Annotated in this window: 23 protein-coding genes; 10 read left to right on the forward strand and 13 right to left on the reverse strand. The window is 73.1% G+C overall.

Going from position 1 to position 22,654, the window contains the following annotated elements:
- Positions 1–5 precede the first annotated feature (5 nt).
- Positions 6–989: an LLM class F420-dependent oxidoreductase gene (locus ACZ56U_RS17670; protein WP_469084896.1), complete on the reverse strand. Its 984-nt coding sequence runs from the start codon at positions 987–989 to the stop codon at positions 6–8.
- A gap of 124 nt (positions 990–1,113) precedes the next feature.
- Positions 1,114–2,367, reverse strand: a complete 1,254-nt coding sequence (locus ACZ56U_RS17675) for an amidohydrolase family protein (RefSeq protein ID WP_469084897.1) — start codon at positions 2,365–2,367, stop codon at positions 1,114–1,116.
- 207 nt (positions 2,368–2,574) lie between these two features.
- Between ACZ56U_RS17675 and afsR the strand changes: the two genes are divergently transcribed.
- Together afsR and ACZ56U_RS17685 are read left to right on the forward strand one after the other, a co-directional pair.
- Entirely contained in the window at positions 2,575–5,529 is a 2,955-nt protein-coding gene (gene afsR / locus ACZ56U_RS17680) for an SARP-family global regulator AfsR (RefSeq protein ID WP_469084898.1), read from the forward strand.
- A 194-nt stretch (positions 5,530–5,723) separates the two neighbouring features.
- Positions 5,724–5,903: a hypothetical protein gene (locus ACZ56U_RS17685; protein ID WP_391234243.1), complete on the forward strand. Its 180-nt coding sequence runs from the start codon at positions 5,724–5,726 to the stop codon at positions 5,901–5,903.
- A 77-nt stretch (positions 5,904–5,980) separates the two neighbouring features.
- Here ACZ56U_RS17685 and ACZ56U_RS17690 read toward each other — a convergent pair whose 3' ends face one another.
- On the reverse strand, positions 5,981–7,582 hold the full coding sequence (locus tag ACZ56U_RS17690; protein WP_469084899.1) for a FadD3 family acyl-CoA ligase: 1,602 nt from the start codon (positions 7,580–7,582) through the stop codon (positions 5,981–5,983).
- Positions 7,583–7,677: 95 nt separating this feature from the next.
- Here ACZ56U_RS17690 and ACZ56U_RS17695 point away from each other — a divergent pair, with 95 nt between their 5' ends.
- Genes ACZ56U_RS17695 through ACZ56U_RS17705 form a run of 3 tightly spaced genes read left to right on the forward strand, consistent with a single transcriptional unit; the run spans position 7,678 to position 10,007 of the window.
- Positions 7,678–8,826 (forward strand): lipid-transfer protein, encoded by a 1,149-nt coding sequence (locus tag ACZ56U_RS17695; RefSeq protein WP_469084900.1) that lies wholly within the window; start codon positions 7,678–7,680, stop codon positions 8,824–8,826.
- Positions 8,827–8,829: 3 nt separating this feature from the next.
- A complete protein-coding gene (locus ACZ56U_RS17700) occupies positions 8,830–9,237 on the forward strand; it encodes a Zn-ribbon domain-containing OB-fold protein (RefSeq protein WP_469084901.1) in 408 nt (135 codons plus the stop codon).
- Complete coding sequence (locus ACZ56U_RS17705) at positions 9,234–10,007, forward strand: enoyl-CoA hydratase/isomerase family protein (protein WP_469084902.1); 774 nt, start codon at positions 9,234–9,236, stop codon at positions 10,005–10,007. Before ACZ56U_RS17700 ends, ACZ56U_RS17705 begins: the two co-directional genes overlap by 4 nt.
- Here ACZ56U_RS17705 and ACZ56U_RS17710 read toward each other — a convergent pair.
- The 3 genes from ACZ56U_RS17710 to kbpA all read right to left on the reverse strand — a co-directional run bounded on the left by ACZ56U_RS17710 (position 9,994) and on the right by kbpA (position 13,878).
- Positions 9,994–10,548, reverse strand: a complete 555-nt coding sequence (locus ACZ56U_RS17710; RefSeq protein ID WP_469084903.1) for a hypothetical protein — start codon at positions 10,546–10,548, stop codon at positions 9,994–9,996. The two genes, ACZ56U_RS17705 and ACZ56U_RS17710, sit on opposite strands and share 14 nt — an antisense overlap.
- A 77-nt stretch (positions 10,549–10,625) precedes the next feature.
- On the reverse strand, positions 10,626–12,962 hold the full coding sequence (locus ACZ56U_RS17715; protein ID WP_469084904.1) for an outer membrane protein assembly factor BamB family protein: 2,337 nt from the start codon (positions 12,960–12,962) through the stop codon (positions 10,626–10,628).
- 169 nt (positions 12,963–13,131) lie between these two features.
- Positions 13,132–13,878, reverse strand: coding sequence for an AfsK-binding protein KbpA (gene kbpA / locus ACZ56U_RS17720; RefSeq protein ID WP_469084905.1), 747 nt, complete (start codon positions 13,876–13,878; stop codon positions 13,132–13,134).
- 121 nt (positions 13,879–13,999) lie between these two features.
- Here kbpA and ACZ56U_RS17725 point away from each other — a divergent pair, with 121 nt between their 5' ends.
- Entirely contained in the window at positions 14,000–14,647 is a 648-nt protein-coding gene (locus ACZ56U_RS17725) for a TetR family transcriptional regulator (RefSeq protein WP_469084906.1), read from the forward strand.
- A gap of 73 nt (positions 14,648–14,720) precedes the next feature.
- Here the strand turns inward: ACZ56U_RS17725 and ACZ56U_RS17730 are convergent, their stop codons facing one another.
- A complete protein-coding gene (locus ACZ56U_RS17730) occupies positions 14,721–15,173 on the reverse strand; it encodes an Lrp/AsnC family transcriptional regulator (protein ID WP_469084907.1) in 453 nt (150 codons plus the stop codon).
- An 82-nt stretch (positions 15,174–15,255) separates the two neighbouring features.
- Here ACZ56U_RS17730 and ACZ56U_RS17735 point away from each other — a divergent pair, with 82 nt between their 5' ends.
- On the forward strand, positions 15,256–15,876 hold the full coding sequence (locus tag ACZ56U_RS17735; protein WP_469084908.1) for a LysE family translocator: 621 nt from the start codon (positions 15,256–15,258) through the stop codon (positions 15,874–15,876).
- Here ACZ56U_RS17735 and ACZ56U_RS17740 read toward each other — a convergent pair.
- Together ACZ56U_RS17740 and ACZ56U_RS17745 are read right to left on the reverse strand one after the other, a co-directional pair.
- A complete protein-coding gene (locus tag ACZ56U_RS17740; RefSeq protein ID WP_469084909.1) occupies positions 15,871–16,344 on the reverse strand; it encodes a nitroreductase/quinone reductase family protein in 474 nt (157 codons plus the stop codon). The genes ACZ56U_RS17735 and ACZ56U_RS17740 overlap by 6 nt on opposite strands.
- The gene (locus ACZ56U_RS17745) at positions 16,341–17,519 is read right to left on the reverse strand and encodes an acyl-CoA dehydrogenase family protein (protein ID WP_469084910.1); all 1,179 of its coding nucleotides are present in this window, start codon (positions 17,517–17,519) and stop codon (positions 16,341–16,343) included. Before ACZ56U_RS17745 ends, ACZ56U_RS17740 begins: the two co-directional genes overlap by 4 nt.
- A gap of 83 nt (positions 17,520–17,602) precedes the next feature.
- Here ACZ56U_RS17745 and ACZ56U_RS17750 point away from each other — a divergent pair, with 83 nt between their 5' ends.
- The 3 genes from ACZ56U_RS17750 to ACZ56U_RS17760 all read left to right on the forward strand — a co-directional run bounded on the left by ACZ56U_RS17750 (position 17,603) and on the right by ACZ56U_RS17760 (position 20,090).
- Complete coding sequence (locus ACZ56U_RS17750) at positions 17,603–18,775, forward strand: thiolase C-terminal domain-containing protein (protein WP_469084911.1); 1,173 nt, start codon at positions 17,603–17,605, stop codon at positions 18,773–18,775.
- A gap of 153 nt (positions 18,776–18,928) precedes the next feature.
- Complete coding sequence (locus ACZ56U_RS17755) at positions 18,929–19,354, forward strand: pyridoxamine 5'-phosphate oxidase family protein (RefSeq protein WP_469084912.1); 426 nt, start codon at positions 18,929–18,931, stop codon at positions 19,352–19,354.
- Between the two features lie 43 nt (positions 19,355–19,397).
- Positions 19,398–20,090 (forward strand): pyridoxine/pyridoxamine 5'-phosphate oxidase, encoded by a 693-nt coding sequence (locus ACZ56U_RS17760; RefSeq protein ID WP_469084913.1) that lies wholly within the window; start codon positions 19,398–19,400, stop codon positions 20,088–20,090.
- Between the two features lie 53 nt (positions 20,091–20,143).
- On the opposite strand, the gene ACZ56U_RS17765 is transcribed toward ACZ56U_RS17760, so the two are convergent.
- Genes ACZ56U_RS17765 through ACZ56U_RS17780 form a run of 4 tightly spaced genes read right to left on the reverse strand, consistent with a single transcriptional unit; the run spans position 20,144 to position 22,491 of the window.
- Positions 20,144–20,995 carry a GNAT family N-acetyltransferase gene (locus ACZ56U_RS17765; protein WP_469084914.1) on the reverse strand — a complete coding sequence of 284 codons (852 nt, stop codon included), beginning with the start codon at positions 20,993–20,995 and terminating at the stop codon, positions 20,144–20,146.
- Positions 20,992–21,594 (reverse strand): GNAT family N-acetyltransferase, encoded by a 603-nt coding sequence (locus ACZ56U_RS17770; protein WP_469084915.1) that lies wholly within the window; start codon positions 21,592–21,594, stop codon positions 20,992–20,994. The genes ACZ56U_RS17765 and ACZ56U_RS17770 overlap by 4 nt, the downstream gene beginning before the upstream one ends.
- A gap of 31 nt (positions 21,595–21,625) precedes the next feature.
- Entirely contained in the window at positions 21,626–22,042 is a 417-nt protein-coding gene (locus ACZ56U_RS17775) for a Zn-ribbon domain-containing OB-fold protein (RefSeq protein ID WP_469084916.1), read from the reverse strand.
- Complete coding sequence (locus tag ACZ56U_RS17780; protein ID WP_469084917.1) at positions 22,042–22,491, reverse strand: DoxX family protein; 450 nt, start codon at positions 22,489–22,491, stop codon at positions 22,042–22,044. The genes ACZ56U_RS17775 and ACZ56U_RS17780 overlap by 1 nt, the downstream gene beginning before the upstream one ends.
- Between the last annotated feature and the right edge of the window lie 163 nt (positions 22,492–22,654).

A 22,654-nucleotide genomic window follows, 5' to 3' on the forward strand; every position in this document is an offset into this window, starting at 1 on the left:
GCTCCTCACAGATGGGGTCCGACGTTGGCGCCGAACGCCGCGATCTGGTCGGTGAGTTCGGCGCGGCTGCGGCTGCGCAGCCGCACCTGGATCTGGTGCACGCCCATCGCGCGGTAGGCGCGCAGGGACTCGGCGAGCTGCTCCGCGGACCCGGTGAGGGTCCGGCGTCCGACGTCCCAGGCCGGCTGCCCGACGTAGAGCGGCTCGGCGATGGCGCCGACGGTGAACGGGGCGTCCACGGCAGCCTGTTCGCGCAGTCGGCGGATCGTGGCGATCTGTGCGGGCAGCCGGTCGCGCGGGTCGCCCTGCGGCAGCCAGCCGTCCCCCTTGAGGGCGGCCCGGCGGAGGGCGGCGGGCGAGGAGCCGCCGACCCAGATCGGCACCCGGGGCTGGTCGGGCCGGGGCCGCTGCCCGAGCCCCTCGAAGTCGTACAGCTTGCCGTGGTGCTCGGGGAACTCCTCCGGCCCGAGGCAGGTCCTGAGGGCGTCGACGGTCTCGTCGAGCACGGCCCCGCGCCGGCGGAAGTCGACCCCCAGCGCCTCGAACTCCTCCTGGACGTGCCCCGCCCCGACTCCGAGGGTCAGCCGGCCGCCGCTGAGGTGGTCGAGGGTCGCGTACTGCTTGGCGGTCAGGAGCGGGTGCCGCAGGCCCACCACGGCGACGTGACTGAGCAGTCGTACGCGCTCGGTGACCGCGGCGAGGTGGGCGAGGGTGGCGACGGGGTCGTACCAGACGGTGCTCATCGTGGGCGCGAGCCGGCGCGGTACGGCGACATGGTCGCAGACGGCGACGTAGGCGAACCCGGCGTGGTCGGCGGCCCGGGCGACATAGACGAGGTCGGCGGGGTCGCCGGCGGTCTCCCAGGGCTCGGTGTAGAGGGTGCTCTGGGACTGGATGGGGAGCTGGATGCCGTACCGGAGCCCCTCGGGCGGGGTCGGGGCGGCAGGGACGGGACGGGTGGATTCATCTGTCGTGCGGTGAGGCTGCATGGCACTCCCAGCCGACTTGACGGGCCGTCAGTTGTGGCGGCGGTGCCATGGTGCGGCGCGCCAGGGCAAATGACAAGGCGTGCAGGGCCTTGCGCACCGCCCGCCCCGGGCACCCATGACCTCCTCACGTTCCGGACCACAGCCCCTGCGGGGTGAGGCCGAGCAGGTCGATGGCGTTGCCGCGGACGATCTTCTCGACGACGTCCGGGGCCAGGTGGCCCATCTGGGCCTCGCCGACCTCGCGGGACCTGGGCCAGGTGGAGTCGGAGTGGGGGTAGTCGGTCTCGTAGAGGACGTTGCCGAGGCCGATGGCGTCGAGGTTGCGCAGGCCGAAGGCGTCGTCGAAGAAGCAGCCGTAGACGTGGTCGGCGAAGATCTCGGACGGCGGGCGGTGGACCTTGTCCGCGACGCCGCCCCAGCCGCGGTTCTCCTCCCAGACGACGTCGGCGCGCTCCAGGATGTAGGGGATCCAGCCGATCTGGCCTTCCGCGTACATGACCTTCAGGTTCGGGAAGCGCTCGAACTTGCCGCTCATCAGCCAGTCGACCATCGAGAAGCAGCAGTTGGCGAAGGTGATGGTGGAGCCGACGGCGGGCGGGGCGTCGGCGGAGGTGGAGGGCATCCTGCTGGAGGAGCCGATGTGCATGGCGATGACGGTGCCGGTCTCGTCGCAGGCGGCGAGGAAGGGGTCCCAGTCGTCGGTGTGCACGGAGGGCAGGCCGAGGTGCGGGGGTATCTCGGAGAAGGCGACGGCCCGCACACCCCGCCGGGCCATGCGGCGGACCTCGGCGGCCGCCGCCTCGGCGTCCCACAGCGGGATGAGGGTCAGCGGGATGAGCCGCCCCTGCGCCTTCGGGCCGCACCACTCCTCCACCATCCAGTCGTTGTAGGCCCGCACGCACAGCAGGCCCAGCTCGCGGTCCGCGGCCTCGGTGAAGGTCTGGCCGCAAAAGCGCGGGAAGGTGGGGAAGCACAGGGCGGACTGGACGTGGTTGACGTCCATGTCGGCGAGGCGGGCGGGGACGTCGTAGGAGCCGGGGCGCATCTGCTCGTACGTGATGACTTCGAGCTTGATCTCGTCCCTGCTGTAGCCGACGGCGGTGTCGAGGCGGGTGAGGGGGCGGTGCAGGTCCTCGTAGACCCACCAGTCGCCGATCGGTCCGTCGTCGCCCGGCCGACCCATCACGGGCTTGAACCGGCCGCCGAGGAACGTCATCTCCTTCAACGGGGCGCGGACCGTGCGAGGGCCGGTGTCCAGGTACTTCTTCGGGAGCCGGTCCTGCCAGACGTGCGGCGGCTCCACGGTGTGGTCGTCGACGGAGATGATCTTCGGGAATTCCGGGGTGGTGGCCGGGTCGCTTGCCGGGATGGTCTCCATGGCGCCCACGGTAGCGCTGATCTGACGGGCCGTCAGCTGGCTGGGCGGTGCCCGGTACTGGTGGTTCCTGTGCGGAAGTGCGCGAAGTGCGCCCGCGGACTTCGGCAGTTCCCGCGCGTCCGCCTGTGATCGCGCTCTCCACAGCTGACGCATCTGCCATGCACAAGGCAAACTGGCGTTGTTGCTCACTGTGTCTAGGGGGACGCGATGGACGGTGTATCGCGGGTGCCTGCGCAGCGGCGTCCCGGCTCCTCGACGGAGTCCGGACAGCCGCTGCGCTTCGGCGTGCTCGGACCGGTGCGCGCCTGGCGCGGCGAGGAATCCCTGCCCACGGGTTCACCGCAGCAACGGGCCCTGCTGGCGGCGCTGTTGCTGCGGGAGGGCCGTACCGCGACCGCGGCCGAGCTGATCGACGCCCTGTGGGGCGAGGAGCCGCCGTCCCAGGCGCTGGCCGCGCTGCGGACCTACGCCTCCCGGCTGCGCAAGGTCCTCGGCCCCGACGTCCTGGTGAGCGAGTCCGGCGGCTACGCGATCCGCTCCCTCGGCGAGGGCGCGCTGGACCTCGCGGTGGCACAGGAGCTGGCCACCGAGGCGGAGAAGGCGCGCGGCACCGGCGATCTGTGCCATGCGCGGGAGGTGCTGGCGCGGGCACTGGCCCTGTGGGACGGCGAGGTACTGGCGGGCGTGCCGGGCCTGTACGCGTCCTCGCAGCGCGTCCGCCTGGAGGAGTGGCGCCTGCAACTGCTGGAGTCCCGCCTCGACATGGACCTGGAACAGGGCTGCCACGCGGAGGCGGTCTCGGAACTGACGGCCCTGACGGCCACCCATCCCCTGCGGGAGCGGCTGCGCGAGCTGCTGATGCTCGCCCTGTACCGGTCCGGCCGTCAGGCGGAGGCGCTCGCCGTGTACGCCGACACCCGCCGGCTGCTCGCCGACGAACTGGGCGTGGACCCGAGAGCGGGCCTGCGCGAGCTCCAGCAGCGCATCCTGCGGGCAGACCCGGCGCTCGCCGAACCCCCCTCCCCGCAGCCGGAACCCGCGGCCGCCCCCGTCCGCCCCGCCCAACTCCCGGCGACCGTGCCCGACTTCACCGGTCGCGTGTCCGTCGCCGCCGAGCTGGGCGAGGTGCTCGCCGGCGCGGAGGGCCGGGTGATGGCCCTCTCGGCGCTCGCGGGCATCGGCGGCGTCGGCAAGACCACCCTGGCCGTCCACGTCGCCCACCAGGCCAGGTCGTCCTTCCCCGACGGCCAGTTGTACGTCGACCTCCAGGGCGCGGGTGCCCGGGCCGCGGATCCGGAGACGGTCCTCGGCACCTTCCTGCGGGCCCTGGGCACCGCCGAATCGGCGATCCCCGACTCCCTGGAGGAACGGGCGGCGCTGTACCGCTCGGTCCTGGACGACCGCCGCGTCCTGGTCCTCCTCGACAACGCCCGCGACGCGGCCCAGGTGCGCCCACTGCTCCCCGGCACGGCGGGCTGTGCGGCCCTGGTCACCTCCCGGGTACGGATGGTGGACCTCGCCGGGGCGCACCTCGTCGACCTGGACGTGATGTCGCCGGACGAGGCGCTGGCCCTCTTCACGAAGATCGTCGGCGAGGAGCGGGTGGGCAGCGAACGGGAGGCGGCCCTCGACGTCGTCGCGGCCTGCGGCTTCCTCCCGCTGGCCATCCGCATCGCGGCATCCCGCCTGGCGGCGCGCCGCACCTGGACGGTCTCGGTCCTCGCCGCGAAGCTCGCGGACGAGCGCCGCCGTCTGGACGAGCTCCAGGCCGGTGACCTCGCCGTCAAGGCCACCTTCGAACTCGGCTACGGCCAGCTGGAGCCCGCCCAGGCCCGCGCCTTCCGCCTCCTGGGCCTCGCCGACGGCCCCGACCTCTCGCTGTGCGCCGCGGCCGCCGTACTCGATCTGGACCGGGAGGAGACCGAGGACCTTCTGGAGTCCCTCGTCGACACCTCCCTCCTCGAATCCGCCGCCCCCGGCCGCTACCGCTTCCACGACCTGGTCCGGCTCTACGCGCGTGCGTGCGCGGAACGCGACGAACGGCCGCCGAGCGAGCGGGGCGCGGCCCTGTCGAGACTGCTGGACTTCTACCTGGCCACGGCGGCGGGGGTGTACGGGATCGAGCGGCCCGGGGACCGGCTGGTGGAGCATCTGGAGCCGACCGACCATCCCGGGCTGACGTTCACGGACCGGCACCGGGCCCAGGACTGGCTGTACTCGGAGGCGAACTGCCTCTTGGCCTGCGTACGCCAGGCAGTCGCCGGTCCGCAGCTGCGGCGGGCCGTCGACCTGCTGTGGGCCGCCAAGGACCTGGCCGAGTCGGGGGCCAACTCCCGGGAGTTCGGCGCGGTCGCCGAGGCCGCGACGACGGCGGCCCGCGAGGCCGCCGACCGCCACGCGGAGGCCCGCGCCCGGGTCACCCTCGCGGAGAGCCACCTCGCCGGGGGGCGTTTCGACCAGGCGGACCAGGAGGCGCGGCAGGCCACGGCGCTCGCCCGCGAGTCCACCGACCCGGTCCTGCGGTGCTGGGTGCCCAACCTCCGGGGAGCCATCGCGTTCTACCAGAACCGGCACGTCGAGGCCGCCACGCACCTCACGCAGGCCATCTCCAGCTTCCAGGAGGCCGACGACCTCCCCGGTGAGGCCAGCGCCCTGTGCAACCTCTCCAGGTCGCACCTGGCCGTGAACCACACGCAGAGCGCCATCGAACTGGCCCAGCGGGGCACGGACATCTACGACCGTCTCGGGCACTCCCTGCGCGGGGCGAACGGCCGGTACGCCCTCGGGCTCGCGCTGGCCCAGGCGGGGCAGCTGGCGGAGGCCGCCGAGCGGCTCGGACAGGCACTCGAGGTCTTCCGGGACAGCCGTCAGCGCCTGTGGGAGGGCATGACGATCTTCCGGATCGCGGAGGTCCGGATGGCCGAGGGCCGACTCGCCGACGCCGCGGCGCTCGCCGAGCAGTCGCTGGCCGTGCTGCGCGGCATCGGGGGCGAGTGGCGGCGCGGCAACATCCTCACGGTGCTCGGCCGCGCGCTCGCCGGGATCGGCCAGACCGGACGCGCGCGGGTCTGCTGGCGCGACGCCCTGGGCATCTACGAGGAGTTGGGCTCCTCGGAGGCCGAGGAGGTACGCGCGCTGCTGGCTCCCGTACAGGCTGCCTGAGCCCCAGGTCAGGGCCGTTCATCATTCGTTTATCGCGTCCCGTCACCCTGAGGTTGTCGATCCGTCGCGTCGGGGGGCAGACGGGTCCACCACGGAGGGCCGCCCACAAGGTGAGCGGCCCTCAACGCCCGTCCGGCGGCCCTCGGGGGAGTCGCCGGGCGGGTCCACAGCCAGCTGACAGGAGTTGCGGACCCATGACCGACACCACGAAGAACGACGGCGACATCAAGCCGCTCGACATCCACGTGACCGACGCGCCCGCGGGCACGGACGGCGATGTCCTGAAGCCGACCGACATCCACGTCACGGACGAGAAGGCGGGCACCGACACGGTGAAGCCGACGGACATCCACGTCACGGACGAGCCTGCCTGACCCACTCGGAGCTTTTTCCCGCACGGGGATCGGCCGCGGCGGCGCGGAGGGGATGCCGCCGCGGCCGAGGCATGCCGTCACACGGCGTCCGCCGCCCGCCCCGGCCCGCGCAGCCGGCCCTTCACCACCTTGCCGCTCGCGTTGCGGGGCAGCTCGCCCACGAACTCGACCTCTCGGGGCACCTTGTAGTTCGCCATCTCCCGCCGGGACCAGGCGATCAGGTCGTCCGCCGTCGTCACCGACCCCGGGCGCCGTACCACGTACGCCTTGGCGACCTCGCCCAGGCGCGGGTCCGGGACGCCGACGACGGCGACGTCCCGGACGTCCGGGTGGAGGCCGAGGAGTTGCTCTATCTCGGCCGGGTAGGCGTTGAACCCGCCGACGATGAACATGTCCTTGAGACGGTCGGTGATGCGGAGGTTGCCCGCCTCGTCCAGGACGCCGACGTCCCCCGTCCGCAGCCAGCCCTCCGGGTCCAGGACCTCCGCGGTCGCGGCCGGGTCCTGGTAGTAGCCGCGCATCACGTGGAAGCCGCGGACCAGGACCTCGCCGGGGGTGCCCGGGGGCAGGGGGGCGCCGGTCGGGTCCGCCACCCGCACCTCCGTGCCCGGGATCGCCCGTCCCGAGGTCGACGCGATCACCGACGGGGGGTCGCCGCGGCGGCACATGGTGACGACACCGCTCGCCTCGGAGAGGCCGTAGGCGGTGAGGACGGTCTCCACGCCGAGTTCGCCGCGCAGCCGTTCCACCAGGGTCAGGGGGACGACCGCGGCGCCGGTCACCACCAGGCGCAGCGCGGACAGGTCGTGGGCCGTCCGGGAGGGGTGGTCCAGGAGGGACTGGTGCAGGGTCGGGGGGCCGGGCAGCACGGACACCCGTTCCGCGGCGATGTTCGCCAGGACGGTGTCCACGTCGAAGACCGGCTGGGGGATCATCGTCGCGCCCCGCATGAGGCAGGCGATCACGCCCGCCTTGTAGCCGAAGGTGTGGAAGAAGGGGTTGACGATCAGATACCGGTCGCCCTGCCGCAGGCCCGCGAGGTCGCTCCAGATCGCGTAGGCCCGCAGTGTCTGGGCGTGGGTGATGACCGCGCCCTTGGGGCGGCCGGTGGTCCCGGAGGTGAAGACGATGTCCGAGGGCCACGAGCCGCGCACCGAGGCCGCCCGCCGCCGGACCTCCGCCTCGTCCACGCCGTCGCCGCCGGCGAGGAAGTCCTTCCAGGTCCGGTAGTCGGCCGGCGCGTCGTCGGACAGGACGACGACCTGCTCCAGCGCGGGCAGCCCCGGCCCGTCCGCGAGCGCCCTGCGCAGCGAGGCGACGTAGGACGTGCCGAGGAAGGTGCCCGTCACGAACAGCAGTCGCGCGCCGCTCCTGCGCAGTACGTCGGCCGCCTCGCCGCCCTTGAACCGGGTGTTCAGCGGCACCAGCACCGCCCCGGCGGACACCGCGCCGAGCGCCGCGACCATCCAGTCCAGGGAGTTGGGGGCCCAGATCGCCACCCGGTCGCCGGGCGCCACCCCGCTCGCCACGCAGGCCGCCGTCGCGCGCTCCACGCGCTCGCCCAGTTCGGCGTACGTCACCCGGGTACGGCCCTCCACGACGGCTTCCACGTCCGCGTACCGCCGCGCCGCCGACCGGACCAGACCCGGAACGCTTCCCCACTCCTCGTCTCCGCGCACAACCGGCCTCCAGAACCCAGTAGCTGACTGACCGTCAGATTAGCTGTAGCCTGACGCACTGTCAGCCAGGTGGACAGCCCTCGCGGAGGTGCCCCATGACCGGACTCAAGGACGCCACCGCCATCGTCGGCATAGGCCAGACGCCCTTCGCCAAGAACCTCCCCGAGGACGAGAGAACGCTCGCCTGCCGGGCCGTTCTCGCCGCCCTCGACGACGCCGGCATCGCGCCGGGCGAGGTCGACGCGCTCGCCTCCTTCACCATGGAGGAGACCGACGAGGTGGAGCTGGCGAAGGCGGTCGGCTTCGGCGACCTCACCTTCTTCAGCAAGGTCGGCTACGGGGGCGGCGGTTCCTGCGCCACCGTCGCCCATCTCGCGGCCGCCATCGCCTGCGGACAGGCGACGGTGGGCGTGGCCTGGCGGTCCCGCAAACGCGGCTCGGGACCCCGGCCCTGGCGCAACACCGTCACCCAACTCCCCACCCCGGCCCAGTGGACCCGGCCCTACGGGCTGCTGCGCCCCGTCGACGAGATCGCCATGCTCACCCGCCGCTACATGCACGAGTACGGCGCCACCCGGGACCACCTGTTCAACGTGGCCCTCGCCTGCCGCAACCGCGCCAACCAGAATCCGGCCGCCGTCATGTACGAGCGCCCCCTCACCCGCGAGATGTACATGACCTCCCGGTGGATCAGCGAGCCGCTGTGCCTGTACGACAACTGCCTGGAGACGGACGGGGCGTTGGCCTGTGTCGTCGTCAGCAGGGAGCGCGCCCGCGACTGCCCCCACACCCCCGTTTACGTCCACTCCACCGCCCAGGGCCTGCCCGCCCAGCACCACGGCATGGTCAACTACTGGAACGACGACCCGCTCTCCGGCCCCGCCTGGACCGCCGCCCGGCACCTGTGGAAGCACGCCGACCTCACCCCCGAGGACGTGGACGTCGCCCAGATCTACGACGCGTTCACCGCCCTTGTCCCGCTCTCCCTGGAGGGCTACGGCTTCTGCGGGCGCGGCGAGGGCGGGGCGTTCACCGAGCAGGGCGCCCTGGAGATCGGCGGGCGGCTGCCGCTCAACACCGGTGGCGGCGGCCTCAGCGAGGCCTACGTCCACGGCTTCAACCTCATCAACGAAGGCGTCAAGCAGCTGCGCGGGACCGCTACCGCCCAGGTCCCGGACGCCGCGACCTGCCTGGTCACCGCCGGTGAGGGCGTCCCCACGTCCGCGCTCCTGCTCAGGAGGTAGCCCGTGCTCACCCCCGTAGTCGACCCCGAGGGCGCCCCCTTCTGGCGCTACGCCGCCCAGGGCGAACTCCGCGTCCAGACCTGCGCCGACTGCCGCGCACCCCGCTTCCCGCCCCGCCCGTGCTGCCCGCGCTGCCAGTCCTTCGACAGCGGCTGGGAGAGGGTCAGCGGGTACGGCCGGGTCTGGTCGTACGTCGTCCCCCATCCCCCGCTCCTGCCGGACTACGCGGAGCGGGCGCCGTACAACGTCGTCGTCGTCGAACTCGACGAGGAGCCCCGCATCCGGCTCGTCGGCAACCTGGTCGCCTCGGCCGGGGCGCCGCTCGACTCCGTTGATCCGGGGCGGATCCGGATCGGCGCCCGGGTGCGGGCGGTGTTCGCCGGCGGGCTCGTGCAGTGGGTGCCGGCGTGAGCGGGCTGCGGATCACGGCCGACAAGGACACCGGCGTCGCCGTCGTCACCCTGGACCGGCCGCATCGGCTCAACGCGATCGACCTCGCCCTGCGCGACGAACTCGTCGCGGGGTGGCGCGCGTTGCGGTTCGACGACACCGTGCGGGCGATCGTCCTCACCGGGGCGGGCGAGCGCGCCTTCTGCACCGGCCTGGACCGGGACGCGCAGGTTCCGCAGCCCGACTCCCCCTACATGGCCGACGATCCGCTCCTCCGTGTCGGGCCCAAGGCCAACGACCTGTGGAAACCGGTGATCGCCGCGGTGCGGGGGATGGCCTGCGGGGGCGCCTTCTACCTGCTCGGGGAGTCGGACTTCGTCGTCGCCGACACCACCGCCGCCTTCTTCGACCCGCACACGACGTACGGCATGGTCAGCGCGTACGAGTCGGTCCTCCTGGCGCAGCGGATGCCGTACGGCGAGGTGGCCCGGATGATGCTCATGGGGACGGCCGAGCGGATCTCCGCGCGGCGGGCCCACGAGACCGGGCTGGTCTCCGAACTCACCGAGCCCGGAGCCGCGTTGGAGGCGGCGGTGGAGTGCGCCGCCGTCATCGCCGGGTATCCGGCCGAGGGGGTGCAGGGCACCGTCCGCGCCCTGTGGGCGGCCAGGGAGACCGCTCTCGCCGCCGGCTTCGCGCAGGCCCCGCATCTGATCTCGCTGGGGAACCTGCCGGACGAGCGGCAGGCGGAGCTGTTCGCCGCCCGCCGCTCCAGGTTCAGGACCCGGTGACGTCGTCCCAGTTGTAGGAGGCGACCGGGTCCAGGTCGCAGTGGTCGACCTTGGCGGCGTTCTCCTCGGCGTTGACCACCTCGATCCGCATGGTCTTCGTGCCGTTGGCGGCCACGGTGACCTGCTCGATGGTGCCGTCGACCAAGTCGTCGTCGGCTTCCATGAAGGTGATGTGGACGTCGAAGGTGCTCTCGGTGCTGTTCGGGTTGGTGACCTCGACGGTCGCGTACGGCTCCGCCACCGTCGCGCAGCTGATCAGCCGCGCCGTACCGTCCTCATGGCCGGACGGGGATGACTCCCCGGACGAACCCCCGGAGTAGTCGTCGTCGTAGTCGTCATCGTCGTAGTCGTGGTACGTCCCCGAGCCGCCTCCCGAGGTGGACGACGAGCTGTCGTGGTCCTGGCTGGAACTGCTGCATCCGCCCCCACTCCGACCGCCGCTCCCGTGCCGGCTCTTGGAGCTCGTCGAGAACCCGGACAGGGCCAGGACCACTAATGCGATGACAGCTGTGAACTTGAGAGTGCGCCCCCGTGCGATCATGCCGCCACTCTAGCGAGCTGTTGTCACGGCCATGCCACTACCTGGTGCCCCTTCCGTACGAGGCGATGACCAGCGGCTCAGGCGGTCCTGGCCGTCCCCGTCCCCTTCTCCGCGTCCAGCGCGTACACGCAGCGGTCCTTGCTGCACGCGTACACCACGCCGTCCTTGACGACCGGGGCGCCGGTGATCTCGCCGCCGGTGGCCAGCTTCCAGCGCAGCCGGCCGTCGTCGGCCTTGAGGGTGTACAGCAGGTGGTCGGTGGAGCCGAAGTGGATGCGCCCCTCCGCGACCGCGGGCGTGCCCACGATGTCGCCGCCGGACTGGAAGCGCCACTTCGGGGTGCCCGTGACCGCGTCCAGGGTGTAGAGCCCCTTGCCGCTGCCCACGTGGACATGGCCCGCGACGACCAGCACCGGCTCGATGGAGGCCCGGGGCTCGGTGGCGATGCGCCAGCGGTCGCGGCCGTCGGCGGCGTCCAGGGCGTAGACCGTGCCGAGGTAGTCGGCGAGGTACACGCCACCGCCGGTCACCGCCGGGCCGGGGACGAAGGCGGGCGGGCAGAGGAAGACCGCGGGGGCCTCGAAGTGCCACTTCACATGCCCGGTGGAGATGTCCAGCGCGAGCACCCGGGTGCCGGCGGAGACATACGCGTAGCCGTCCGGGGCGTGCGTCACCCGGACCGGTACGCCGCCGCAGGAGGCCGCGTCGCCGATGGGGTACGACCAGCGCTCGTCGCCGGTGCGGGCGTCCAGGGCGCGCAACCGGGCGTCCTGCCAGACGTAGACCGTGCCGTCGTGCAGGGCCGGTCCCGCCTCGGGGGACTCGAAGTCCGTCTGCGCGCCGGTGATCTCCCACAGCTTCTGGCCGCCCGAGGCCTCCCAGGCCTGGACGCCGCCGCCCCGGGTGCCGGTGACGACGGTGCCCCGGTCGGCCTTGAGGGAGTAGACCCAGGCGTCCGTCTGCAACCGCCACAGGTCGGCGCCCTCGCGGGCCTCCAGGGCGAAGAGGGTGGGGCCGTCGGAGGCGTGGATACGGCCGTCCGCGACCGCCATCGACCAGGCGACGTCCCGGGTCTTGAAGCGGCGCCGTCCGGTGGCCACGTCGAGGGCGTGCACCTCGAAGGAGGTGACGTAGACGAGGTCGTCGGCGACGGCGGGGGTGCCCCACACGTCGTTCGACATCCGGAACCGCCAGGGGCGCCAGCCGCCGCCGGGCTCCGGGGCCGGCTGGGGCGCCGGGATGACGGGGTCGGCGCCGTTGACGCCGGGGCGGGGCTTGGACCAGCTGGCGACCAGCCCGGCCTCCGGCGGCGGCGCCTTCACGGCGGCGGCGCGGGCGTCGGCGACGCGCGGTCCGGGCCCGATGGGGACCTGGGCGCCCGCCAGGCGCACCGGGCCGGTGTCGGGGGCACCGACGGGCACGCGCGCGGGGACGACGGGGTCGTGCGCGGGCGGCGGCGGTACGGGGGCGACGCGGCCCCCCGCGCTGCGGCCGCCGGGGCCCGGTCTGACGGCCGCACGCCCGTTGCGGCGGCCCTCGATCAGGCTCACCGCGCGCTCGGGCAGCCAGGCCGACGCCGTCCCGCTGTCGTCGGAGCCGGAGCCGAAGAGGTGGGGGGCGAGCTGGGCCTGGAGGTCGGCCGGGTTGGGGCGGCCGGTGGCGTCCATCTGCATGCAGGACTCGATGAGCGGGCGCAGCTCGTCCGGGAGGCCTTCGAGGTCGGGGCCCTCACGCAGCAGCATGAAGACGGTCTCGACCGGGTTGGCGCCGTGGAAGGGCGGGTGGCCGGTGGCGGCGAAGACCAGCATCGAGCCGAGCGAGAAGACGTCACTCGCGCCGGTCACGCTGCGGGAGTCCTTGGCCTGCTCGGGCGACATGTAGGCGGGGGTGCCGACGGCGACGTTCGTCATCGTCAAACGGGTGTTCGATACGCCGGAGGCGATACCGAAGTCGATCACCCGCGGGCCGTCCTCGACGACCAGGACGTTCGACGGCTTGAGGTCGCGGTGCACCAGTCCCGCGCCGTGGATCGACTGGAGGGCCTCGGCGACGCCCGCCGCGAGCCAGCGCACCGCCTGGGCCGGCAGCGGCCCGCACTCGTTCACTATCTCCTCGAGGGAGGGCGCGGGAACGTAGGCGGTGGCCAGCCAGGGCACGGCCGCACGGGGGTCGGCGTCGACGACGGCCGCGGTGTAGAAGCCGGAGACGGCCCGGGCCGCCTCCACCTCCCGGGTGAAGCGGACGCGGAACAGCTGGTCCTCGGCGAGTTCCGTACGGACCGTCTTGATCGCCACGCGCCGCCCGGACGCCGAGCGCGCGAGATAGACCAGCCCCATGCCGCCGGCGCCCAGCCGTCCCAGCACCTCGAACGGCCCGATCCGCCGCGGATCGTGCTGTGTCAGCTGATCCACCACTTGCCTGCCACCTCCCCGTACGGGCCGCGTCACACCCTTATGCACACGACCCCGTGCAGCGTCTCACCACCGCACCGCCATGGCGGCACGCACCCTGATTCTTCCTGGCCGAGGCGCAGGTTGCGAACCAGGGTGCACATCGGGATGTCTCACGCCAAAACAGTAGGTTTCAGCGGTCGGACTTCCCGGCGGCACGCTCCAGCAGCGCGAAGGACGCCCCCTGATTGTCGGTGACGACGGCCGCTTTCCCGTACGACGTCTCGAAGGGTGGAGCCTGGACCCGCCCACCGAGCCGGCTCACCGCGGCGAGGGCCTCCGCACAGTCCTGGACGCCGAAGTGGACGAGGAAGTGGGGCGGCATCTCGGCCGGAAAGACGTCCAGCACGGGGGCCCGGCCGAAATCGGGCCTCGCCTCGGGTCCGAACAGGGCGTCGTGGAAGAGCCCGCCGTAGAAGGTGTTGGCCGCCTCGGTGTCCCGTGCGTACAGCTCGGCCCAGACGAACGCGCCCGGCTCGTGCCGTACCCCGAAACCGGTGTGGGAGTCCGGCTCCCACAGCCCGAAGACTGCGCCCTCCGGGTCGGTGACCAGGGCGCTGGTCCCGAGGTCGCCGACCGGCACGGGAGCGGTGACGACCTGCCCGCCGGCCGCCCAGACGCGGTCGGCGAGGCCCTCGATGTCGGGGGTCGCGAAGTACACCGTCCAGACGGTGGGCATCCGCCCGTCCGTCTTGTGCGCGAGCGCGGCGACCGGCTCGCCCTCCCGCAGGGCCCACACGGCCCCGCCGTACCGCTGCTCCTCGAAGGTCCACCCGAAGAGCTCACCGTAGAACCGCTTGCCCGCCTCGACGTCGGGAAGCTGCGCGTCCACCCAGCACGGGACGCCCTCTCCGTACGTGGATGCCCTGTTTTCGGCCATACCGCCAAACTAACGGCGCCGCGCGCACCCCGCAGACCAGCGCACCAGCCCCGAAGAGCCCGCGCACCCCATTTGCAGTCGGCCGAATCGCGCTCCCATCACCCCTCGGTAAGCTGACGGCATGACAGGACAAGTGCGTACCGTCGACGGCCGCGTGGCCGGCCGGCGTGGGCAGGCGACCCGGCAGAAGCTGCTCGACTGCCTCAGCGAGATGCTCAGCTCCTCCCCTTACCGGGACGTCAAAGTCATCGATGTCGCCCGGAAGGCGGGCACTTCGCCCGCCACCTTCTACCAGTACTTCCCGGACGTCGAGGGCGCCGTCCTGGAGATCGCCGAGCAAATGGCCACCGAAGGCGGCCAGTTGACCGAGCTGCTCGAAGGGCGGTCCTGGGTCGGCAAGGCCGGCTGGAGCACCGCGCAGGAACTCGTGGACGGGTTCCTGGAGTTCTGGCGCAGGAACGACGCGATCCTCAGGGTCGTCGACCTCGGCGCCGCCGAGGGCGACAAACGGTTCTACAAGATCCGTATGAAGATCCTGAACTCCGTGAACAACTCCCTGGCCGACGCGGTGGCCGAGTTGCAGTCCAAGGGCAGGGTCGACAAGGACGTGAACCCGGCGGCGGTCGCCGGTTCGCTGGTCGCGATGCTCGCGGCCGTCGCCTCGCACCAGAAGGGGTTCCAGAGCTGGGGTGTCAAGCAGGCCGAACTCAAGCCCAACCTGGCGCTGTTGGTCCATCTGGGCGTGACCGGGAAGAAGCCGACCAAGTAGCCGAAAGTCCTTTTTCAGGCACCAAGTCCTGTCTGGCGGGCGGTGGTTCACACGGGTGAGCCGCCGCCTGCCGCTATGCCGGCAGCGGCCGGCCCTTGACCACGTGCTTCATCACCAGCGTGGACGTCAGCCGCTGCACCCCCGGCAGCGTGGCCAGCCGTTCGTCGTACAGCCGTTGGTAGGCCGCGAGGTCCGCCGCGACCACCCGCAGCAGATAGTCCGGCTCCCCGAACAGCCGCTGCGCCTCCTGCACCCCCTCCACCTCCGCCACCGCCCGCTCGAACCCGGCGACGGTGTCCCGGTCCTCCTGCCGCATGGTCACGAAGACGAGCGCCTCGAAGTTCAGCCCGACGGCCGAGGGCTGCACGACCGCCCGGTAGCCGCTGATGGCGCCTGCCCGCTCCAGCTCCCGCAGCCGCCGATGGCAGGGCGAGACGCTGAGCCGCACCCGGGCCGCCAGCTCGGTCACGGTCAGTCGCCCGTCCTGCTGAAGCTCGGCAAGGATTTTCCGGTCCACGTCGTCCATGGGGGAAATCCTTTCACGCACCTCGCGATCATGAGCAAAGTTCAGGAACACTTTCGGGCTATTCACGCCTAATGTCCCCAGCATGGACCTCGGGCTGTTGTTCTCCTTCCTCGCCGTCGACCTGCTGCTGGTCTGCGTCCCCGGCGCCGACTGGGCGTACGCGATCTCCGCGGGCCTGCGCGGCGGGCAGGTGGCGGCGGCCGTGGGCGGCCTGGTCAGCGGGTACGCCCTGCACACCGCCCTGGCGGCGGCGGGCCTCGCCGTCCTGGTCGCGGGCTCCCCCGCGCTGCTCACCGCGCTGACGGTGGCCGGGGCCGCCTATCTGGTGTGGCTGGGCTGGAGCGTGCTGCGCCGACCGGGGGTCCCGGGGGCCGGCGAGACGGTCCGGGCGGGCGGCGGGCGCGTCTTCCTGCGCGGCGCGACGATCAGCGGCCTCAACCCCAAGGGCCTGCTGCTCTACCTGTCCGTCATGCCGCAGTTCCTCACCACGACGGGCGCGCGCCTCCCGGTCGCCGCCCAGACCACCGCCCTCGGCCTGCTGCACATGGCGGCCTGCGCCGTCGTCTATCTGACGGTCGGCCGCACGGCCCGGGCGGTCCTGGGAGCCCGCCCGGCGGCGGCCCGCGCGGTCACCCGGACCTCGGGGGCGGCGATGCTCGGGATCGGCGCCTTCCTCCTCGTACAGCGGCTGGCGACGCTATGACCGGGCAACGATCCTGAAGACCCGGATCTCCCGCGCCACCCGCTCCTGATAGGTGGCGTACGGCGGCCAGAACACCAGCAGCCGGTCCCACACGGCCGCACGCTCCGCTCCCTCGAGGAGCCGGGCGCGGACCGGGATGCCCCTCCCCTTCCAGCTGATCTCGGCGTCCGGGTGGGCGAGGAGGTTGTGGGTCCAGGCGGGGTGGTCCGTGCGGCCGAAGTTGGAGCCGATGAGGATCCAGCTCCGGCCGTCCTCCTCGGGCATGCAGGCCAGCGGCGTGCGCCGGACGAGCCCGCTCCGGGCGCCGGTGGAGGTCAGGATCACGCCCGGCAGCATCTGCGCGCTGAGGATGACCCTCCCGCGGGTGAGCCGGTGGACGGCCCGGTCCAGTGCCGGGATCACGTGGGGGGCCACCTTGGCGAACCCCCGCGTCGACGAGATCCGTTGCACCGCGCGTTGCCCGATCACACCGCCACCTCCGGCCGTCCCGGTCCGAAGAGCCCCGAGGCGTCGGCCGCGTGCGCCCGCAGCCGGTGCACCGGCCCGAACAGCAGCTCGTCGCCCGCGGCCCGCTTGAAGTACAGCTGGACGTCATGCTCCCAGGTGAAGCCGATGCCCCCGTGCAGCTGGATCCCCTCGTCGGCGGCGCCACGCAGTGCCTCAAGCCCCTGGGCGAGGGCGAGAACGCCGACGCGTTCCCCGTTCGCCGTGGCCCAGGCCGCGTAATAGGCGGCCGAACGTGCCGCCTGGAGCGCGACGTACACGTCGGCCAGCCGGTGCTTGACCGCCTGGAAGGAGCCGATGGGCCGCCCGAACTGCTCCCGTCGGCACACGTACTCCACGGTCCGCTCCAGCACCCGGTCGGCGGCCCCGACGGCCTCGCAGGCGAGGACGGCGGCGGCGCGGTCCCCGACCCGGGCGAGCGCGCCGAGCACGTCCGCGCCCTCCTCGCCCAGCAACTGGGCGTCCACATCCCTGAGTTGGAGCCGGGCGAGGGGGCGGGTGGCGTCGAGGGCGGTCTGCCGCGCGCGCACCAGCCCGTCGGCGTCGCCGGGGACGAGGAAGAGCAGGGTCCGGGAGCGGGCGAACCCGCCGGTGTGCGCGGCGACGAGGAGCGTTCCGGCCGAGTGTCCGTCCAGGACGTGCTCGATCTCGCCGTACAGCCCCCAGCGGTCCCCCGCGCGGCGGGCCTGCACGCCGCCCGCGCGGCCGCCGCCCGCCCAGTCCCCGTCGTTGCCGGCGACCAGGGCGAGGCCGGTCGTGGGTGCGGCGAGGGTGGCGGTGAGCGAGCCCGCGGCGATCCGGGGGAGCAGTGCGCCGCGCTGGGTCCCGGTGCCGAGGGCGAGGATCAGCGGGGCGGCGAGGACGGCGGTGGCGAGCAGGGGCGAGGGGGCGAGGGTCCGTCCGGTCTCCTCCGCCGCGAGGGCGAGCTCGGTGACCGAGCAGCCGACCCCGCCGTACGCCTCGGGGAGGGCGAGGCCGGGCAGGCCGAGCTGTTCGGCGAGGGCGGTCCACAGCCCGGTGTCGTACCCGGCGGGGCTGTCGACGGCGGCCCGCAGCTCCTGTGCCCCGCACCGCTTGTGCAGCAGTTCGCGCAGGGCGCGGCGGATCTCGTCCTGCTCGGCGGTGAAGCCGGCGTCCATGGCGACCCCTTCCCTCCGGATCTGACGGTCCGTCATATTAGGAGCGGTGGGTCCAGATGCACAGACAGAGGGAGGGACCATTCATGACTGCCGGAACCCGCAAGGTCGCCGTGGTCGGGGTGGCCCTCTCCGACTGCGGTCGGCTGGACGACGTGACGCCGTACGCCCTGCACGCGCAGGCCGCGCGCCGGGCCCTGGCGGACGCGGGGCTCGACCGGTCGCTGGTGGACGGCTTCGCCTCGGCCGGCCTGGGCACGCTGGCGCCCATCGAGGTCGCCGAGTACCTGGGGCTGCGGCCGAGTTGGGTCGACTCCACCTCCGTGGGCGGCTCGACCTGGGAGGTCATGGCGGCCCACGCGGCGGACGCGATCGCGCTGGGCCATGCCGACGTGGTGCTGCTGGTCTACGGCTCGACCGCCCGGGCCGACGTCAAGGCGGGCCGGCGCACGGGCACCCTGTCCTTCGGCTCCCGCGGGCCGTTGCAGTTCGAGGTCCCCTACGGCCACACCCTGATCGCCAAGTACGCCATGGCGGCCCGCCGCCACATGATCGAACACGGGACGACGATCGAGCAGTTGGCGCAGGTGGCGGTCCAGGCACGGGCGAACGCGGCCCTGAACCCCGAGGCGATGTCCCGCACCCCGATCACCGTCGACGAGGTGCTGTCCGGCCCGATGATCGCGGACCCCTTCACCAAGCTGCACTGCTGTCTGCGCTCCGACGGCGGGGCGGCGGTCCTGCTGGCGGCGGAGGAGTACGCGCGGGACTGCCGCACCGCCCCCGTCCGGGTCCTCGGCACGGGCGAGTCCGTGTCCCACGCCACGATGTCCGAATGGCCGGACTTCACGGTGTCTCCGGCGGCGGTGAGCGGCCGCCTCGCCTTCGAACGGGCGGGCGTCCGGCCGGCGGAGATCGACTTCGCCGAGATCTATGACGCCTTCACCTATATGACCCTGGTGACCCTGGAGGACCTGGGCTTCTGCGGCAAGGGTGAAGGGGGTTCCTTCGTGGAGAAGGGGCGGCTGCGGGTCGAGGGCGGGGATCTCCCGGTCAACACCGACGGCGGCGGCCTGTCCGCCCAACACCCGGGCATGCGGGGCCTGTTCCTGCTGGTGGAGGCGGTACGGCAGCTGCGGGGCGAGGCGGGGGCCCGGCAGGTGCGACGCCGGAACGGCGACCTGCCGGCGCTGGCGGTGGCTTCGGGCACCGGGGGGTGGTTCTGCTCGTCGGGAACGGTGGTGCTGGGGCGGGGGTGAGCCGCGGCGGGCGCCGCCCACCCGTCGGCCCGGACCCGCGGGACCGCGCCGTCGTCCCAGTCCCTGCGAACGGGATCGACATACCGGGGAACAGGGCTGCCCCGAACGGGCGTTGTGCTTACGGCAGCCTGTCCCAGAGCGAGGAGAACCGTGATGGCCCTGACCCGGTCGGAGCGCGAGCAGTTCCTGGCACAGCCCCATGTCGCCGCCCTGTCGGTGACCGGCGAGGAGGGCCGCGCCCCGCTCTCCGTGCCCATCTGGTACCAGTACGAGCCCGGCGGCGACATCTGGATCATCACCGGCCTCGACTCCCGCAAGCAGCGGCTGATCGACGCGGCGGGCCGCTTCTCCCTGCTGGTGGACACGGTCGAGCCGACCCTGAGGTACGTGTCGGTGGAGGGCCCGGTCCTCGACACGAGTCCGGCCACCGTGGAGCTCCTGCGGGAGATCTCCGCGCGCTACCTGCCGCCGGAGAAGGTGGAGGGGTTTGTCGACTACGCCTGGAAGAACCACGGCGAGCAGGTGATCATCCGCATGCGCCCGGAGCGCTGGGTGACGGCCGACATCAGCTCGGTGTGACCACCCGGCGCGGGCAGGGCCCGGCCCGCGCGAGAATCGGGGCATGGGAACCGATCTTCACGAGCTTCTGAGATCACTGCGGGTGTGGGCGCCGGAGACCACCGACCTGCCCCCCTTCGACCCCGCCGCGGCCCCCGCCGAACCGCTCGAGCTGTTCACGCAGTGGTTCGCGCAGGCGGTGGCGGCGGGCCAGCCCGAGCCGCACACGATGTCCCTGGCCACCTCGGACGACGAGGGCCTCGCCGACGTCCGTACGGTGATGCTGCACGGTGCCGACGCGACCGGCTGGTCCTTCGCCACCCACGTCACCAGCCGCAAGGGCAGGCAGCTGACCGCCCGCCCGTACGCGGCCCTCGGCTTCTACTGGCCCGCTCTCGGCCGCCAGGTCCGCCTCCGCGGCCCGGTCACCGCCGCCCCCTCGGAGGAGGGACAGGCCGATCTGCACGCCCGCTCCACGGGCGCCCTGGCCGCGGCCCTGACCGGGCGGCAGAGCGAGGTCCTGGGGTCCCTGGCGGAGCTGGCCGAGGTGTCCGAGGCCGCCTGGAGCGAGGCCCGGCGCAGCCCGGACTCCCCCGTCCCGACCTGGACCCTCTACCGGCTGGCCCCGGACGAGGTGGAGTTCTTCCAGGGAGACGCCCGGCGACGGCATGTGCGGCTCGCCTATCGCCGTACGGCACCGGGGTCGGGGGCGGGGTCCGTGCCGGAGGCATGGAGCCGCGTCCTTCTCTGGCCCTGAGGCCCGGCGCCCGCAGCGGGGGCCCGGGACCCGGGGTGGCCCGGGGCGGCCCCTCACCCCAGGAAGTCGTACTCCTCGAAGTCCGCCACCCCCCGGTACCCGACCCGCTGGTAGAGCCCGTTGCTCGTGGGGTTGGCCAGGTCCGCGAAGAGCAGCACCTCCTCGGCCCCGGCCTCCCGCGCGGCCCGGCTCACCGCCACCGTCGCGGCGCCCGCGTACCCCCGGCCGCGCAGCGCCGCCGGGGTGTAGACGGGGGCCACCCGCACCTGCCCGGCGACCATGGGCAGGGTGCCGGCCAGGGACACGGGCTCCCCGTCCGGGGTCTGCCAGAGCACGGTCCCGCCGCGCTCGATGCGGGCGTCGGCCCAGGCCTCGGCGTCCCGGGCGGGCGCGTTGCCGAGGTCGGCGACGAACGCCTCGTACCAGCGGATGAGCAGCTCACGGTCGGACGCTCCCGCGAACCGGGCGTGCCCCTGCGGCGGGGGCGAGGGGGGTGTCAACTCGCCGAGCCGGTAGAGCCGTTGACGTCGGCGCAGGCCGGCCCTGGCGCCGGTGTGCCGCTGCCAGGCCTCGGCGAAGGCGCGGGCCGTGTCGCGTTCCGCGGCCACTCCCGGCAGCGCGTGCCCCAGGGCGGCCAGGTGCTCGGCCAGGGCCCGCGCCTGCGCCGCGGTGAGCGGGGTGAGGGTCAGCCGGTGGGGCGGTGTGCGGAACCAGGCCCCGCGGACGGCGCCGGCCTCCTCCAGCACCCCGAAGACCGGTTCGTCCGTGCCGTACACCCGTCTCCCCCGCGTGCGCAGGGTCTCGGTCACGGTCAGCGGGACGGTGTGCGGGACCGGCCGGGAGTGCAGGAAGGTTCCGGCAGTGTCGAGGAACGCGTCGAGATCCTCGACCAGGGTCCACCTCATCGCGCCCCCGCCTCCGGGTCGGTGGCCAGCCGGGCGTGCAGGTGCACATCCCGGAACGCGTCCTGCCGGCCCGCCTCGAACATCGCCCCGCGCAGCGTGCCCTCGTAGGGGAAGCCGCAGCGCTCGGCTATGCGGCAGGAGGCGTGGTGACCGAGGGCGTGGCCGAGTTCGAGGCGGTGCAGGCCCAGGTCGGCGAAGGCCCAGCGGGCTACGAGGGTGAGGGCGCGGGCGGCGACGCGGTGGCCGCGGGCCTCGGGCAGGACCCAGTAGCCGATGCGGGCGACCCGGACGACGTGGTCGATCTCGTTGACACCGATGTGCCCCAGCGTCGTACCGCTGGCCGCGTCCGTGATCCGGAACGCGGCGCTGGCGCCCTCCGCCACGCTCTGCGCGCCGGCGCGCAGCGAGGCGCGGGCGCCATCGAGGTCGGTGACCGTCTTCAGGGGGGTGTTCCAGCGCCGGAACTCGGGGTCGGAGCGGCCGCGCAGCCAGGCCGCCGCGTCGGCGTCGGAGTCGGGGTCCCAGTGCCGCAGCCGCAGCCCGTGGCCGAGCAGTTCGGGAGCGGGGTGGCTCGGGGACCGTTCGCGTGTATGGGACATCGGGCCATTGAATACGGAAGGGGCCCGCCGATCACCCCCTCGGCCGGAACACCGCGGTCCCTTTCGGCCGGAACACGGGGATGCCTTGCCGGAAACCGACCTCCAGGGCCAGGCCGGCCCGCAGGGACCCGGGTGCGCAGTCCACCACCTCCGTCATCATCCGCGGCCCTTCGGCGAGTTGGACGACCGCGGCGACGTACGGGGTGCGCTCCCCGAAGGGCGGCAGGTCGTTGCGGTGGACGACGGACCAGGTGTACAGCTCCGCCGCGCCGCTCGCCCGCTCCCAGCGCACGTCCTCGCTCCAGCAGTGCGGGCAGAACTCGCGCGGGTAGTGGTGGGCCCGCCCGCACGCCCCGCAGCGGCGCACCAGCAGCCGGCCCTCTTCGGCGGCGTCCCAGTAGGCGCGCGTGAAGGCGTCCGCCTCGGGGAGGTCGTGGCGCGCCTCCATCAGAACCATCCCAGCGCCGCGTCCAGGGACCAGCTCTGCCAGGACATCGCGAACAGGGCGACCACGGAGATCAGCGCCATCATCGCGTTCTGCCCCTGCTCGGCCCAGTCGTGGATCATCAGCGTGAAGTACAGGAGGTTCAGGAGCAGTCCGCCGACCAGCGCGACCGGGGTCAGCAGCCCGGCCACCAGGCCGAGACCGAGGGCCAGTTCGGCGTAGACGACGACGTACGCCATCGTCCGCGGCCGGGGCGCGACCATCACCTCGAAGCCCGACCGCACCGCGTTCCAGCGGTGCCTGGCGGCGACGTCGGCCGCCCAGGCGATGCCGGTGCCCCGTTCGAACCAGCCCTTCTTGTCCTTGTGCCGCCAGCTCTCCAGCCACCACAGCCCGAGCCCGATCCGCAGCAGGGCGAGCCACTGCGCCCCGGTGAGCCAGATGGAGTCCATGGATCTGACGGTACGTCAGATCCGGCCGGACAGGGAAGACCGTGCGCCCCCGCGGCTCAGGGCATCCCCACCCCGCCGTCACAGTCAGGCGCCCTACGCCACGATTCGCACCCACTCCTCCTACGGGCGTGATCGATCCGCAACCAATTCCGGTCTTGACCGA

Source organism: Streptomyces sp. NPDC034103 (assembly GCF_055575395.1).